At 71.1% G+C, this 15570-nt stretch carries 12 protein-coding genes; all 12 read right to left on the bottom strand.

The window, feature by feature from the left end; genetic code table 11:
- Positions 1-494 precede the first annotated feature (494 nt).
- Positions 495-1811 carry a tyrosine--tRNA ligase gene (gene tyrS / locus EDF55_RS17210; RefSeq protein ID WP_260236096.1) on the bottom strand — a complete coding sequence of 439 codons (1317 nt, stop codon included), beginning with the start codon at positions 1809-1811 and terminating at the stop codon, positions 495-497.
- Positions 1812-1858: 47 nt separating this feature from the next.
- A complete protein-coding gene (locus tag EDF55_RS17215; RefSeq protein ID WP_123656219.1) occupies positions 1859-2521 on the bottom strand; it encodes a DNA-3-methyladenine glycosylase in 663 nt (220 codons plus the stop codon).
- A complete protein-coding gene (argH, locus tag EDF55_RS17220; RefSeq protein ID WP_185017511.1) occupies positions 2518-3987 on the bottom strand; it encodes an argininosuccinate lyase in 1470 nt (489 codons plus the stop codon). The genes EDF55_RS17215 and argH overlap by 4 nt, the downstream gene beginning before the upstream one ends.
- A gap of 145 nt (positions 3988-4132) precedes the next feature.
- A complete protein-coding gene (locus EDF55_RS17225; protein ID WP_123656220.1) occupies positions 4133-5329 on the bottom strand; it encodes an argininosuccinate synthase in 1197 nt (398 codons plus the stop codon).
- A 26-nt stretch (positions 5330-5355) separates the two neighbouring features.
- Positions 5356-6345, bottom strand: coding sequence for an ornithine carbamoyltransferase (gene argF / locus EDF55_RS17230; protein ID WP_260236097.1), 990 nt, complete (start codon positions 6343-6345; stop codon positions 5356-5358).
- A complete protein-coding gene (locus EDF55_RS17235) occupies positions 6342-7502 on the bottom strand; it encodes an acetylornithine transaminase (protein ID WP_243698233.1) in 1161 nt (386 codons plus the stop codon). The genes argF and EDF55_RS17235 overlap by 4 nt, the downstream gene beginning before the upstream one ends.
- A gap of 50 nt (positions 7503-7552) precedes the next feature.
- The gene (gene argB, locus EDF55_RS17240; protein WP_123656222.1) at positions 7553-8578 is read right to left on the bottom strand and encodes an acetylglutamate kinase; all 1026 of its coding nucleotides are present in this window, start codon (positions 8576-8578) and stop codon (positions 7553-7555) included.
- Positions 8578-9891, bottom strand: a complete 1314-nt coding sequence (gene argJ / locus EDF55_RS17245) for a bifunctional glutamate N-acetyltransferase/amino-acid acetyltransferase ArgJ (RefSeq protein WP_123656223.1) — start codon at positions 9889-9891, stop codon at positions 8578-8580. The genes argB and argJ overlap by 1 nt, the downstream gene beginning before the upstream one ends.
- Positions 9888-10985: an N-acetyl-gamma-glutamyl-phosphate reductase gene (locus EDF55_RS17250; RefSeq protein WP_123656224.1), complete on the bottom strand. Its 1098-nt coding sequence runs from the start codon at positions 10983-10985 to the stop codon at positions 9888-9890. The genes argJ and EDF55_RS17250 overlap by 4 nt, the downstream gene beginning before the upstream one ends.
- A gap of 75 nt (positions 10986-11060) precedes the next feature.
- Complete coding sequence (gene pheT, locus EDF55_RS17255; RefSeq protein ID WP_123656225.1) at positions 11061-13550, bottom strand: phenylalanine--tRNA ligase subunit beta; 2490 nt, start codon at positions 13548-13550, stop codon at positions 11061-11063.
- A complete protein-coding gene (pheS, locus tag EDF55_RS17260; protein WP_123656226.1) occupies positions 13550-14590 on the bottom strand; it encodes a phenylalanine--tRNA ligase subunit alpha in 1041 nt (346 codons plus the stop codon). The genes pheT and pheS overlap by 1 nt, the downstream gene beginning before the upstream one ends.
- A 67-nt stretch (positions 14591-14657) precedes the next feature.
- A complete protein-coding gene (locus EDF55_RS17265) occupies positions 14658-15506 on the bottom strand; it encodes an RNA methyltransferase (RefSeq protein WP_260236098.1) in 849 nt (282 codons plus the stop codon).
- Positions 15507-15570 lie beyond the last annotated feature (64 nt).

The raw sequence follows: 15570 nt of genomic DNA on the forward strand, positions 1-15570 counted from the left end.
ATTGTCTCCGGACGTCCCACAAGTGGAACGCCACGGGGTCAATAAATTGGCATTGACAATGTGCACGCTGTTGAGTTCTCAAGGACCAGACGCACTCCCCGCTCGACCCGTAACAGGTTCCGCCAGAGAGGCATTCGTTCTTGGTTTGACCACCGGCGTCGTCGATCCGATTGGATCAGTGGCTCATCCCGAGGGAGAGAACCGGTGGAGTAGTCATCCTAGGCGTCGAAGCCGTCCAGCGCAAGGCCGGATCTGAACTCCAGTGGAAGGATGGTCCCGCTTGAGGGCCGACGTGCTCTGGGCTTTCGCTCCAGCCGCTCCGCCGCACCTTTGGGGTGACGAGTGATTACTTTACGCAGGGGTCGGCGGGAGCGCCAAGCCAGCCCACATCCCGGGCGTGTCGCATCCTGCAACACGCCGGCCCCGGACGCGCAGAAGCCCGGTTCCGCAGGTGCGTGGGCACTGCGGGAACCGGGCTTCCGGGCGTGGGTGGGTCAGCTGGCGAGGGTCACGCCGGCGAGGGTCTTCTTGCCGCGACGGAGCACGAGCACTCCCCCGGGCAGGGCGAGTCCGGAAAGCGGTGCGGCCGCATCGTCGGCTCGGGCGTTGTTCACGTAGACCCCGCCCTGGTCGATCGCGCGGCGCGCTTCGCCGAGGGACTTCACGAGTTCGGTCTCGACGAGCGCCTTCGCCAGGTCGGCGTCGGGTGCGAGCGTCACCGACCCCGGCAGTTCGGCGATCGCCGCCCGGAGGGTGGGGCCGTCGAGTGCCTCCAGGTCACCGTTGCCGAACAGTGCCGCGGAGGCGTCGATCGCCGCCTGGGTCGCGGTGACCCCGTGGACGAGCGCGGTGACCTCGAACGCGAGGGTCCGCTGGGCTACCCGCCGGAACGGTTCGTCCGCGACGGCCTGCTCGAGCCGGTCGATCTCGGCGCGGGAGAGGAACGTGAACTCCCGCAACCGGGCGATCACGTCCGCATCCGCCGTGTTGAGCCAGAACTGGTACAGCGCGTACGGCGAGGTCATCTCCGCGTCGAGCCAGATCGCGTTGCCCTCGCTCTTGCCGAACTTCGTGCCGTCGGAGTTCGTGATGAGGGGCGTCCCCAGCGCGTGCACCGTCGCCCCCTCGGCACGCCGGATGAGCTCCGTCCCCGAGGTCAGGTTGCCCCACTGGTCCGACCCGCCGGTCTGCAGCGTGCACCCGTACTGCAGGAAGAGCTCGCGGTAGTCCAGCCCCTGGAGGATCTGGTAACTGAACTCCGTGTAGCTGATCCCCGCGTCCGAGTTCAGCCGCGCGGAGACGGCGTCCTTCTTGATCATCGAGTTCACGCGGAAGTACTTGCCGATGTCCCGGAGGAAGTCGATCGCGGACAGCGGTGCCGTCCAGTCGAGGTTGTTCACCAGGCGCACACCGTTGTCGCCGTCCGGGCTGAGGAACCGGGAGACCTGTTCCTGCAGGCGCGACACCCACGACGCCACCGTTTCTCGGGTGTTCAGCGTGCGTTCGGCCGTTGGTCGCGGGTCACCGATCAGGCCGGTGGAACCGCCGACCAGTGCGAGCGGCTTGTGTCCGGCGAGCTGGAGCCGGCGCATCGTCAGCAGCTGCAGCAGGTTGCCGCAGTGCAGCGACGGCGCCGTGGGGTCGAAGCCGCAGTAGTACGTGATCGGCTCACCGTCGAGGGCCTCTTTGAGCGCGGTCTCGTCGGTCGAGACCTGCACCAGACCACGCCAGCGCAGTTCGTCCCACACCGAGGCGAAGGTGGGGTCGTTCTGCTGGCGCGTCAGGACATCGGGAGCGGTATCACTGGACACCACGCCATCGTAGCGGCGACCTCCGACGCGTCGAGCGCGGTGTCCGATCAGTCGATCGCGGCCTTGTGCCGCCGGTACGTCGACACCGTCGACTCACCCGCCAGCGCGAACCGCCAGGGGAAGGACCGGCCGCCGGCGATGCCCGCGACACCGGTGCGCGGCCCGCGGAGGATGCGGGGATCTGCAGCCAGCTCCGCGAGGACCGCGGCCGGTCCGTCGGCGGCGAGCCGAGCCTCCAGGCCGGGTGCCAGGGTGAGCACGTACGGGCCGCGACCGTCGACGACCGACGTGCCGTCGTCGGCGCCGAGGACCGCCCCGAGTGCCGCTCCGAGGTTGCCAGGCCCCCGGGCGAGCTGGACGTCGGAGACGGACGCGCCCCGTCGCGAACGCGCCACCGCGACGCCGTCCACGACCTCCGCGCCGCGGAGCAGCGATCCGGATGAGGTGCCCGCCGGTGCGCTCACGACGTTGACGCACGTGTGGATGCCGTAGGACCGGTAGGCGTAGAGCGTCCCGGGCGGCCCGAACAGCTGCTTGTTGCGCTCCGTCATGCCGCGGTGCCCGTGCGATCCCGGGTCGGTGGGACCGAAGTAGGCCTCCACCTCGGTGATCCGGAGCGTGACCCCCTTGCCCGTGAGCGTCGCGCCGAGCAGGGCCGGCGCGCTCACCGGCGCCGGCTCCGCGAGCAGGGCGAGGAGCGCGTCGTTCACCGCGTGAACGGCACCCCGGACGCGAGGTCGTGCACACGCTGCGTCAGGCCGGCGAGCTGCTCGGCGACCCGGTCCGGTGCCGTCCCGCCGACGCCCCTGCGGGACGCGACACTGCCCTCGATGGTGAGGACCGCGCGGACACCCGGCGTCAGGTGCTCCGAGATCGACGCGTACTCCGCGTCGGTCGGGTCGTCGAGCTCGATCCCCCGCTGCTCGCAGTACTGCACCAGTGCACCGGAGACCTCGTGTGCATCGCGGAACGGCACGCCCTGGCGCACCAGCCACTCGGCCACGTCCGTCGCGAGCGAGAAGCCCTGCGGAGCGAGCTCGGCCATCCGGTCGGTGTCGAACGTCAGCGTCGCGATCATGCCGGTGAACGCCGGCAGCAGGACCTCGAGCGTCGCGACGGAGTCGAAGACGGGCTCCTTGTCCTCCTGCAGGTCGCGGTTGTAGGCCAGCGGCAGGCCCTTGAGCGTCGCGAGGAGGCCCGTCAGGTTGCCGATGAGCCGCCCGGACTTGCCCCGCGCCAGTTCGGCGATGTCCGGGTTCTTCTTCTGCGGCATGATGCTCGAGCCGGTGGAGAAGGCGTCGTGGAGCCGGACGAAGCCGAACTCCTTCGTGTTCCAGAGGATGACCTCTTCGGCGAGGCGCGAGACGTCGATCCCGATCTGCGCCAGCACGAAGGCGAACTCCGCGACGGTGTCGCGGGCCGCGGTGGCGTCGATCGAGTTCTCGGCCGGACGGTCGAACCCGAGCTCGCGGGCGATCGCCGACGGGTCCAGCCCGAGGGAACTGCCGGCCAGCGCCCCGGCACCGTACGGGCTCACGCTGGCCCGCGTCGACCAGTCGCGGAGCCGCTCCAGGTCACGGACCAGGGGCCACGCGTGCGCGAGGAGGTGGTGCGCGAGCAGGACCGGCTGCGCGTGCTGCAGGTGCGTGCGGCCCGGCATGATCGCCGCCGGGTGCTCGCTCGCCTGCTGGCTGATCGCGTCGACGAGGTCGATCACGAGCCGGCCGATGCGGCGCCCGTGGTCGAGCATGTGCATCCGGCCGAGGGTCGCGATCTGGTCGTTCCGGCTCCGTCCGGCGCGGAGCTTCCCACCGAGTTCCGGACCGAGGTCGGCGATGAGCAGGCGCTCGAGGGCACCGTGCACGTCCTCGTCGGAGTCCGCCGGCAGCAGCGTGCCGTCGGCGTGCGCCGCGTCGAGACGGTCCAGGCCCCCGAGCATCTGCTCGAGCTCGTCGGCGGTCAGGTACCCGGCCGTCTGCAGGGCTCGGGCGTGGGCACGCGACCCCGCGAGGTCGTAGGGCGCCAGCTGCCAGTCGAAGTGCGTCGACTTCGACAGGGCGGCGAGCTCCGGGCTCGGCCCGTCGGCGAACCGCGCGCCCCACAGCGCACCCTGGTTGGTGCCGTCGGTCTTCGTGTGCTGGGTCTCCGGCCGGGAGGCTCCGCTTGCGTCCGTCATGTCGTCCTGCGTCGTGTCGTGGGTCGGTCTGGTGCTCGTCGGTCGGCCCGGTGCTCGTGGGTCGCGCGGGGCATGGCGGAGGCGGGTCGGGCCTCCAGGACGGTCCGGACGGCGTGACCAGCGGGTCACGCCGTCCGGGACCGGCTCAGTTCGCCAGGTCGCGGCGTGCCGAGATCTTGCTGGGCAGCGACCAGATCTCGATGAAGCCCTTCGACAGCGACTGGTCGAACGTGTCGCCGGTGTCGTAGGTGGCGAGGTCGAAGTCGTACAGCGACTGCTCGCTGCGGCGACCCGTGACCGTCGCGCGACCGCCCTGCAGCTGCAGGCGGATGTCGCCGGAGACGTACTGCTGGGTGTCGTCGATGAAGGCGTCGAGGCTGCGCTTGAGCCCACCGAACCAGAGGCCGTCGTAGACCAGGTCGGCCCACTCCGACTCCACACCGCGCTTGTAGCGGTTCACGTCGCGCTCGAGGGTCAGGCTCTCGAGCTCCTCGTGCGCGGCGATCAGTGCCATCGCGGCGGGGGCCTCGTAGACCTCGCGCGACTTGATGCCGACGAGACGGTCCTCGACGACGTCGATGCGGCCGACGCCGTGCTTGCCGGCGAGGGCGTTGAGCTCCTGCACGATGCGCAGGACGCTGAAGCGCTGGCCGTCGATCGCGACCGGGACGCCCTGCTCGAACGTGATCGTGACCTCGTCCGCCTCACGCGGGACCGAGGGGTCCTGGGTATACGCGTAGAGGTCCTCGATCGGGGCGTTCCACGGGTCCTCGAGGAACCCGGTCTCCACCGCGCGACCCCAGACGTTCTGGTCGATCGAGTACGGCGACTTCTTGCTCTGCAGGATCGGCAGGTCGTGCTCCTGCGCGTAGACGATCGCCTTGTCACGGGTCAGCGCGAGGTCACGGACCGGGGCGACGCTGGTCAGGTCGGGTGCGATCGCGGCGACGGCGGCCTCGAAGCGGACCTGGTCGTTGCCCTTGCCGGTGCAGCCGTGCGCGACGCTGTCGGCGCCGAGCTGCTTCGCCGTCAGGGCGAGGTGCTTCGCGATGAGCGGGCGGCTCAGCGCGGAGACCAGGGGGTAGCGCTTCTGGTACAGCGCGTTGGCCTTGAGGGCGGGGACGAGGTAGTCGTCGGCGAACTCGTCCTTGGCGTCGATGACGACGGACTCCACCGCGCCGCAGTCGAGTGCGCGCTGACGGATCGCCTCCATGTCCTCGCCGCCCTGGCCGACGTCGACCGCCAGCGCGACGACGTCCTTGCCGGTGGCGTCCTTGAGCCAGCCGATGCCGACGGAGGTGTCGAGGCCTCCGGAGTACGCCAGTACGACGCGGTCTGCCATGGGTTTTCTCCTAGGGGTGTTGGTTGTCAGTTGTTCGCGGCGGTCGCGGCCGTCGCGGCCGTCGCACCGGTCGCGGCGTTCGCGGCGTTCGCGGCGTTCGCGGCGAGGAGCCAGGCGAGGAGCGCCTTCTGGGCGTGCAGGCGGTTCTCCGCCTCGTCCCAGATGATGCTGCGCGGGCCGTCGATGACGTCGGCCGTGACCTCGTAGCCGCGGTCGGCCGGCAGGCAGTGCATGAACACCGCGTCGTCGGCTGCGTGCGCCATCAGCGCGTCGTCCACGCGGTAGTCCTTGAAGGTGTCGAGGCGCTGCTGCTTCTCGTCTTCCTTGCCCATCGACACCCAGGTGTCGGTGACCACGACGTCGGCGCCCGCCACGGCGGCGACCGGGTCGGTCACGACGAGCACGGAACCGCCGGTCTCGGCGGCGCGGTGCTCGGCGTCCGTCACGACCTGCGCAGCCGGGGAGAACTCGGACGGCGATGCGACCCGGACGTGCATGCCGGCAGTCGCTGCCGCGAGCAGGTACGACTGCGCCATGTTGCTCGCGCCGTCGCCGACGAAGGCGATGGTCTGCCCCGCGAGCGTTCCACGGTGCTCGCGGATCGTCAGAAGGTCCGCGAGCAGCTGGCACGGGTGGAAGTCGTCGGACAGCGCGTTGACGACGGGCACCGTGGTGCCTGCCGCCATCTCCTCGAGCCCGGCCTGGCCGTACGTGCGCCAGACGATGGCGGACACCATGCGCTCCAGCACCCGGGCGGTGTCGGAGGGGGTCTCCTTGCCGCCGAGCTGGCTGTTCGCGGTCGAGATGATCAGCGGGCTGCCGCCGAGGTCGCTGATGCCGACGTGGAACGACACCCGGGTCCGGGTGGACGACTTGTCGAAGATCACGGCGACGCTCTGCGGACCGGCGAGCGGCTTCGCGGCCCAGCGGTCCCGCTTCATCTCGACCGCGAGGTCGAGGATGGCGGACTGCTCGGCCTGGGAGAGGTCGTCGTCGCGGAGGAAGTGGCGGGTCATGCGGAGGTCTCCTGGACTGCGGTCATGCTCGCCGCCAGGATCGCGAGGAACTCGTCGATCTCGGCGTCGGACACGATGAGCGGCGGTGCGATGCGCAGGCTCGACTCGTTGGGGGCGTTGACGATCAGGCCGCGCTCGAGCGCGGCGGCCGAGATCGCGGCGGCGACGGGCAGGTGCAGCCCGACGCCGATGAGGAGGCCCTGTCCGCGGACTTCCTCCACGAGCGGGGACCCGATCGCGGCGATGCCGGCACGGATGCGCTCGCCCTTGGTCACCGCGGCGTCCACCAGTCCGGCGGACTCGATCTCGCCGAGCACCGCGTTCGCGACGCGGGTCCCGAGCGGGTTGCCGCCGAAGGTCGAGCCGTGCTGGCCGGCCGAGAAGAGGTCGGAGGCGTGGCCGAACGTCACGAGGGCGCCGATCGGGAAGCCACCCGCGATGCCCTTCGCGACGGTGATGGCATCCGGGACCACGCCGAGGTGCTGGAAGGCGAACCACGAGCCCGTCCGGCCGACGCCGGTCTGGATCTCGTCGAGGATCAGCAGTGCGCCGTGCTCCTCGGTCAGCTTCCGAGCGGCGACGAGGAAGCCCTCGGGGAGGTCGACGACGCCGGCCTCGCCCTTGATCGGCTCGATGAAGAGCGCGGCGACGGTGTCGTCGATCGCGTGCTCGAGCGCTTCGATCGAGGTGTCGATGTGCTCGACACCCGGGATCATCGGCAGGAAATCCGCCTGCAGGGCCGGTTTGCCGGTGAGCGCGAGGGCACCCATCGTCCGGCCGTGGAAGGCCTGCTGCAGCGCGAGGATGCGCGTCTTGCGGCCGTCCTTCCCCCGGTTCAGGCGGGCGAGCTTGAACGCTGCCTCGTTCGCCTCGGCGCCGGAGTTGCCGAAGTACACGCGGCCGGCGTCACCGGCACCGGAGATGCGCTTGAGGCGCTCGGCGAGCTCGAGCTGCGGCGGCGTCGCGAAGTAGTTCGAGACGTGCACGAGCTTGGCTGCCTGGTCGGCGATCGCCTCGACGAGCGCGGGGTGCGCGTGCCCGAGGGAGTTCACCGCGATGCCGGCGAGGAAGTCGAGGTACTCGTTGCCGTCGACGTCCCAGACCCGGCAGCCCTGGCCGCGCTCGAGCATGATCTTCGGCGGGGTCAGGGATCGCATCAGCGACGCCCCGAACCGGTCGTTCCAGGTCTCGGTCTGCGTCTCGGTGCTCACCGTGCGTTCCCCTTCGTGTCGCTGCTGTCTGCTGGGTGCTGGATCGGGCTCGCGGGACCGCGTCGGCCGATCTCGGCGTGGGTGTTCTGGTTCTCGGTTCGTCGGCTCGGGTCCGGGATCACCTCGGTGCCCGCGCCGCGGAGGGTGAAGACCTCGAGCAGGATCGAGTGCGGGATCCGGCCGTCGATGATGGTCGCGCCGCCGACCCCGCCGACCACGGCGTCGAGGCACGCGGTCATCTTCGGGATCATCCCGGACTCGAGCGACGGCAGGAGCTCGCGGAGTTCCTCGACTGCGATGAGGTCGATGATCGAGTCGCGGTCGGGCCAGTTGCGGTACAGCCCGGGGACGTCGGTCAGCATCATCAGCTTCGAGGCACCGAGTGCGATCGCCAGCGCTGCGGCTGCGGCGTCGGCGTTCACGTTGAGCGCCTGGTCCGGGTGGGCGTCGTCGATCGCGATGCTCGACACGACCGGGATCTGGTTCGCCCGGATCGCCGCGAGGACGCCGGACGGGTCGACGTGGGTGATGTCGCCGACGTGGCCGAGGTCGAAGTGCTCGCCGTCCACGACGACGCCCTTCTTCTCGCCGGTGAACAGCGACCCGCCGTCGCCGAACACCCCGACGCCGAGGCCGTCGCCGTGCTCGTTCATCAGCTCGACGATCTCGCGGTTGACCTCACCCGCCAGGACGTCCCGGACGACCGTGATCGCCTCGGTCGTCGTGACGCGGTAACCACCGCGGAACTCGGACTGGATGCCCTGCTCCTTGAGCGCGGCGGAGATCTGCGGCCCGCCGCCGTGCACCACGACCGGGTGCAGCCCGGCGTAGCGGAGGTAGACCATGTCCTCGGCGAACGCCCGCTTGAGGTCGTCGTTCACCATCGCGTTGCCGCCGAACTTGACGACGACGATCTTGCCCGAGAACCGCTTCAGCCACGGCAGGGACTCGATCAGGGTGGCGGCCTTGACGGCGGCCAGCTCGTGCTCTTCCTGTTTCGACAGGGCGTCTCCGGTGCCCATCAGCTGGAGTACGCGCTGTTCTCGTGGACGTAGTCGTGCGTCAGGTCGTTCGTCAGGATGGTCGCCGCGTACGGTCCCACCCCGAGGTCGATCAGCACGTCGGTGTCGCGGGGCGTCAGGTCGACCTCGTCGCTCGGGCGGTCCGGGGCGCCGGCGTGGCAGACCCGGATGCCGTTCATCGACACGTCGACCGCGTAGGGGTCGAACTCGGCGTCGGTCGTGCCGATCGCTGCGAGGACCCGGCCCCAGTTCGGGTCGTTGCCGAACACCGCTGCCTTGAACAGGTTGTTCCGCGCGACGCTGCGGCCGACGGTGACCGCGTCGTCTTCGCTCGCGGCGTTCACCACGTGGATCGCGATGTCGTGGCTCGCGCCCTCGGCGTCCTGCTGGAGCTGCCGGGCGAGGTCCGCGCACACGGCGGTCAGCGCTTCCTGGAAGTCGCCGACTTCCGGCGTGACACCCGAGGCGCCGGAGGACATCAGGACCACCGTGTCGTTCGTCGACATGCAGCCGTCCGAGTCGACCCGGTCGAACGTGACCCGGGTGGCGGCGCGGAGTGCCTGGTCGAGTTCGTCGGACCCGAGGAGCGCGTCGGTGGTGATCACGACGAGCATCGTCGCGAGGCCCGGCGCGAGCATGCCAGCGCCCTTGGCCATGCCGCCGACGGTCCAGCCGTCTTCGGTGACCTCGGACTGCTTCGCCTTCGTGTCCGTGGTCATGATCGCCGTGGCCGCGTCCGGGCCGCCGGTCTCCGACAGGGCGTCCTTGGTGAGTGCGACGCCGTGCAGGACGTGGTCGCGGAAGGTCTGGTCGCCGACACCGATGAGGCCGGTCGAGCAGACGACGACGTCGCCGGCACCGATCCCGAGGGACTCGGCCACCGCCTCCGCCGTCATGTGCGTGGTCTGGAACCCGAAGGCCCCGGTGAAGCAGTTCGCGCCGCCGGAGTTGAGGAACACGGCACGGGCGATGCCGTCGCCGACGACCTGGCGGGACCAGATCACCGGGTGGGCCTGCGCGCGGTTGCTCGTGAAGACCGCGGCGACCGCGGCTTCGGGGCCGTCGTTGACGACGAGGGCGACGTCCGGGGTGCCGCTCGCCTTGAGGCCGGCGGTGGCGCCGGCAGCGCGGAAGCCGGCCGCTGCGGTGACGCCCTGTCCGGCGGTGACAGCCTGTCCGGCAGTCGCGTCGGTGTCGGCCTGGGCCCCCTCGTGCCGGTTCCGGTCGGACGCGGAGCCTGCGGAGCGGCCGTCCGGCCGAGTGCGCGGGGAGAGGGTCGGCTCGGTCTGGTCCTGCTTGCTGGCGTCGGTCACGGTGCGACTCCGTCCACGCTGAGGCCGAGGGTCTCGGGGAACCCGAGTGCGATGTTCGCCGACTGCACCGCGGCACCGCCGGTCCCCTTGGCGAGGTTGTCGAGTGCGCTGACCGCGATGACCCGGCCCGCGGCTTCGTCCACGGCGAGCCCGACGAGCGCGGTGTTCGCACCGATCGTGTCCGCGACGCGGGGGGACTCGCCCTCCGGCAGCAGGTGCACGAACGGCTCGTCCGCGTAGGCCTGCTCCCAGGCGAGGCGGACGTCCCGCGCGCTGACGCCCGGAGCCAGCTTGGCCGTCGTCGTCGCGAGGATCCCCCGCGACATCGGCACGAGCACCGGGGTGAACGAGATCGTCACGTCCGAGGCGCCGGCAGCCCGCAGGTTCTGCTGGATCTCCGGGATGTGCCGGTGGGTCCCACCGACCGCGTAGGCGCTGGCCGAGCCCATGATCTCCGACGCGAGGTAGGTCGGCGCGAGCTTCTTGCCGGCACCGGAGGGCCCGACGCTCAGCACGGCGACGATGTCGTCGGACTGGACGAGCCCGGCCTGGATCCCCGGCTGGATGCCGAGCGTCACCGCGGTGACGTTGCACCCGGGGACCGCGATCCGCTTCGTGCTCGCGAGCTCGGTCCGCTGGCGGCTCTGCGCGACGATGTCGTCGACGTCACGCCACTCGTCAGCCGATCCGGGAGCCGGTGCCGCGTGCAGGAGCTCCGGCAGGCCGTAGGTCCACGCCCCGAACCAGTCCCCGCCGTAGAACGCTTCCCACGCCGCCGGGTCCGTGAGCCGGTGGTCCGCGCCGCAGTCCACGACGAGGGTGTCCTCCTCGAGCTCCGCCGTGATCGCGCCCGACTGGCCGTGCGGCAGCGCCAGGAACACCACGTCGTGCCCGCGGAGGTTCGCCGCCGTCGTCTCGACCAGGGTCAGGTGCGACAGCGAACGGAGGTGCGGCTGGGTCGCGATGAGCGGCTGCCCCGCGTTCGAGAACGCGGTCACCGTCCTGACGTCGAACTCGGGATGGGCGGAGAGGATGCGCAGCAGCTCACCGCCCGCGTAGCCGCTGGCTCCCGCCACGGCGACGGATACGGACATGGGATTCCACCTTTGGTCGGACTGTTCGTCGAGAGATCGGAGGCGGCGGCCCCGGGCGGTGCTGTCCCAGTGGGATCAGTCGCGCAGGGTCGCCCCGAATCGCTCGCCGGCACGTCGGACTGCGCCGTCACGGGCCTCAGAGGCCTCGGCAGCGGTCAGGGTGCGGTCCGTGGCACGGAAGCGCAGCGCGAACGTCAGGGACTTCTGTCCCTCGTCCACGCCGGAGCCCCGGTAGTCATCCACGAGGCGAGCATACTCCAAGAGCTCTCCGGCACCAGTCCGGACGGCATCCAGTACTTCGCCCGCCGGTACCTCGGCTCCGACCACCAGGGAGAGGTCCTGGGTGGCCGCGGGGTACGACACGATCGGTGCAACGGACACGACGTCCGGCACCGCGGCGACGACCGCGTCGAGGTCGATCTCGACGACGGCGACGACCCGCGGGAGGTCCGCCGCGGCCGTCAGCTCGGGCAGGAGCTCCCCCGCGACGCCGACGACCGAGTCGCCGACGAGCAGTGACGCCGCGCGGCCCGGGTGCAGCGACGGGTGCGACGTCTGCGCCACGGTCAGCTCGGCGCCGGCCGCCCACGCGACGGTCCGTGCGACGTCGAGTGCGTCCGCGATGCCGAACGACTCGGGCTGCGTGCCGGGCTGCTTCCCGACGCGGTGGCCGGTGAGGAGCGCGGACACGTGGAAGGGCTGCGCGGGGAGCGAGGCGTCGAGTGCTCGGAGCGTGTCCGCGCCGGGGTGCGCGGCACCCGCCGGGACCTCGGTCGTGCCGAGCTCGGCGTCCGTCGGGAGGAACACCCGCGACGTCTCGTACACCGCGACGTCCACGAGCCCGCGGGAGACGTTCCGACGTGCGACGTCCAGGAGCGCCGGGATGCCGCTGCGGCGCAGGAGGTTCTGCTCGCTGTCCAGGGCGTTCGCGAGCACGACGCTCGGACCGCCGGCCGGGTCGATGCCCGGGTACGCCGCGGTGGTCGCCGCGGACACGAAGGGGGCGGTGACGACCTCGAACAGGCCATCGGCAGCCAACGCCGCCGACACCCGGCGGAGCGCCCGCTGGTGCGTCGAGAGACCGCGGCCGGGAGGGGCGACGGGGAGCACACTCGGGATGCGGTCGTAGCCGACGATGCGCGCGACTTCTTCCACCAGGGTGGTGTCGTCGGTCAGGTCGGGGCGCCAGGTCGGCGGCGTCACCGCCAGCTGCTCACCGTCGACGTCGACCGTGGCGCCGATCGCGCGCAGGGTCTCGATGACCTCGGCGTCGGTGTACTCGACGCCGACGAGCTCGGACGGACGGGACAGGCGCATCGTCACGACGGGCCGGGGCGCGTCGTCGACGAGCGTCGAGCCGAGGGCGTCCGCGGTGCCGCCGGCGAGCTCGACGAGGAGTTCGACGGCACGGTTCGCCGCGGCTTCGGCGACGAGCGGGTCGACGCCCCGCTCGAAGCGCCGCGACGCCTCGCTCGGGAGCTTGTGCCGACGGGCGGTGCGCGCGATGGAGACCTGGTCGAAACCGGCTGCCTCGATCAGGACGTCCGTCGTGGTGCCGGAGAGCTCGGTACGGGCGCCGCCCATCACCCCGGCGAGCCCGACGGGGCCGTCGTCGTCGGTGATGACGAGGTCTTCGGGGTCGAGCTCCCGGGTGACGTCGTCGAGGGTCGTCAGGGTCTCCCCCGGTGCTGCACGACGGACCCCGAGGCCGCCGGCGACCTTCGCGAGGTCGTAGCCGTGCAGGGGCTGCCCGAGCTCGAACATGACGTAGTTCGTGATGTCGACGGGCAGCGAGATGGAGCGGACGCCGACGAGTGCCAGGCGCGACACCATCCAGGCCGGTGTCGGCTTGGTGGCGTCGATGCCGCGCACGACACGGGTGACGAAGGTGCTCGAGCCGACGCGGCCGCGGATCGGGGCGTCGTCGGTGATCGTGACCGAGAAGCCCTCTCCGGTGCGCGGCGGCACCCGGTCCACCGGGTCGTGGAAGGACACACCGGTGGCGTGGGCGTACTCACGCGCGACGCCGCGCATGCTCAGCGCGTAGCCACGGTCCGGGGTGACGTTGATCTCGACCGCCGCGTCGTCGAGGCCGAGGAGCGCGATGGCGTCTTCCCCGACGGACGGCTCCATGCCGAGGTCCGCGAACCGGAGGATGCCGTCGTGCTCGTCGCCGAGCCCGAGTTCACGGGCCGAGGCGATCATGCCGTCGGACACGTGGCCGTAGGTCTTGCGCGCAGCGATCGGGAACGGCCCGGGCAGCACGGCACCGGGGAGCGTGACGACGACGAGGTCGCCGACGTCGAAGTTGTGCGCACCGCAGACGATGCCGCGGGGCTCGGGCTCGCCGACGTCCACCTGGCACCAGTTGATCGTCTTGCCGTTCTTCTGCGGCTCCGGGACGCGCTCGAGCACCCGGCCGACCACGACGGGTCCGGTCAGGTCGTAGGTGTGGACGGCTTCCTCTTCGAAGCCGACCGACACGAGCGCCGCGTGGACGTGCTCGAGGGTGGCGTCGTCGGGGAGGTCGACCGACTCACCGAGCCAGCGGAGTGGGACGCGCATCAGACCACCGTTCCGAACTGCTGCGAGAAGCGGATGTCGCCCTCGAGGAAGTCACGCATGTCGTTCAGGCCGTTACGGAACTGCAGCGTCCGCTCGATGCCCATGCCGAAGGCGAAGCCCTGGTACTCGTCCGGGTCGATGCCGGCAGAACGGAGGACGTTCGGGTTCACCATGCCGCAGCCGCCCCACTCGACCCAGCGCGCGCCGCCCTTGGCGTTCGGCTGCCAGACGTCCATCTCGGCGGAGGGCTCGGTGAACGGGAAGTAGTTCGGGCGCAGGCGGATCTGCGCTTCGGCGCCGAACATCTGCCGGGCGAAGTGCTCGAGCGTGCCGCGCAGGTGCGCCATCGTCAGGCCCTTGTCGATGGCGATGCCCTCGACCTGGGTGAAGACGGGCAGGTGGGTGGCGTCGAGCTCGTCGGCGCGGTACACGCGTCCGGGGGCGATGACGTACAGCGGCAGTTCGCGCGACAGCAGCGAGCGGACCTGCACCGGGGAGGTGTGGGTGCGCATCACCATGTGGCGGTCCACCGGCTCGACGAAGATCGTGTCGGCCATGGCCCGCGCGGGGTGGTCCTGGTCGAAGTTCAGCGCGTCGAAGTTGAACCACTCGTGCTCGAGCTCCGGGCCTTCCGCGACTTCCCACCCCATGCCGACGAAGATGTCGGCGACGGTCTCGTTGAGGAGCGACAGCGGGTGGCGGGAGCCGGGCGTCCGGGTCGACGGCAGCGCGGTGACGTCGACGCGCTCGGCTTCGAGCCGCGCGCGTTCCTCGGCCTCGGCGAGCACCGATTCCTGCTCGGCGATCGCCCCGTTGACCCGGCCGCGGGCCTGTCCGACGAGCTTGCCCGCCTGGGCCTTCTGCTCCGGCGGCACGCTGCGCATCGAGGCGTTCATCCGCGCGAGCGGCGACTGCTCCCCGGTGTGCTCGGCCCTGGCCTGCTTGAGCTCGGCGACCGTCGTGGCGGCACGGACGGCCGCGAGGGCTGCGTCGACCGCGTCGGCGACGGCCGATTCGCTGATCTCGAGAGGTTCTGACACGGGACCCAAGCCTACCGGCCCCTGGGATACCGCCGAGGTGCACCAGGTGGACTGTGGAGAACCCCGGTCAGGCGGTGCGGTGTGCGAACGCCGACTCGTAGAGGCAGACCGAGGCAGCGGTCGCCAGGTTCATCGACTCCGCCTTGCCGTAGATCGGCACCTTCACCGCACGGTCGACGAGCGCCAGGTCCTCGGCCGTGAGCCCGCGGGCCTCGTTCCCGAAGACCCAGGCTGTCGGTCCGTCGAGGAGCCCCTCGGCGCGGACCTCGGGCAGGTCGTCGCCCGAGACGTCCGCCGCCAGGATCGTGTAGCCGAGGGCACGGGCGCGCGACACGGCATCCTGCAGCGAGACGCCGACGGACACGGGGACGTGGAACAGCGAGCCCGTGGTGGACCGGACGACCTTCGGGTTGTACGAGTCGACGCTCCGCCCGGTGAGGACGACGGCATCCGCGCCGGCGGAGTCGGCGGCCCGGATGATCGTGCCGGCGTTCCCCGGGTCCCGCACCTCTTCGAGGATGGCGACCAGACCGGGCAGGGTGCGGTCCGCGGCGGGGTCGACCCGAGCCTCCGGATCGATCGCGCCGGGATCGGGGAAGACCTGCCGGACCGACGTCGGGAACTGCTGGCACACCGCGACGACGCCCTGCGGGGTCACCGTGTCCGCCATCGCGGCGAGGACCTGCTCGGTCACGAACCAGGTGTCCACCGGGGCGTCGGCGAGGCCGTAGCGCTCCGCGGCGGTCGGCGTCACGTAGAGCTCGCGGAGGAGCTCCGGCGCGTACTCGAGCGCTTCGCGCACCGCCTGCGGGCCCTCGAGGAGGAACAGGCCGGTGTCGGCACGTACGTCCTTCTTCGTCAGCGCGGCCACGGCCTTGACGCGTCCGGCACGGGGGTTCTCGAGGAGGTCAGTCACGCACCAAGTGTGGCAGCACACCCGTGGCATGCGCGAAGCCCCCGTTCCTCGGGAGGAACGGGGG

The organism is Curtobacterium sp. ZW137 (assembly GCF_003762905.1).
In the GTDB taxonomy this organism is placed as follows: domain Bacteria; phylum Actinomycetota; class Actinomycetes; order Actinomycetales; family Microbacteriaceae; genus Curtobacterium.

What these genes read in the sequence shown, in the direction of transcription:
- pheT (WP_123656225.1), bottom strand. Translation starts at nt 13,550, where the DNA reads ATGCGCGTCCCACTCCGCTGGCTCGGTGAGTCGGTCGACCTCCCCGAC.
- EDF55_RS17235 (WP_243698233.1), bottom strand. Translation starts at nt 7,502, where the DNA reads ATGCGATCCCTGACCCCGCCGAAGATCATGCTCGAGCGCGGCCAGGGC.
- argH (WP_185017511.1), bottom strand. Translation starts at nt 3,987, where the DNA reads ATGACGGACGCAAGCGGAGCCTCCCGGCCGGAGACCCAGCACACGAAG.
- argB (WP_123656222.1), bottom strand. Translation starts at nt 8,578, where the DNA reads ATGGGCACCGGAGACGCCCTGTCGAAACAGGAAGAGCACGAGCTGGCC.
- argF (WP_260236097.1), bottom strand. Translation starts at nt 6,345, where the DNA reads ATGACCCGCCACTTCCTCCGCGACGACGACCTCTCCCAGGCCGAGCAG.
- EDF55_RS17225 (WP_123656220.1), bottom strand. Translation starts at nt 5,329, where the DNA reads ATGGCAGACCGCGTCGTACTGGCGTACTCCGGAGGCCTCGACACCTCC.
- EDF55_RS17250 (WP_123656224.1), bottom strand. Translation starts at nt 10,985, where the DNA reads ATGTCCGTATCCGTCGCCGTGGCGGGAGCCAGCGGCTACGCGGGCGGT.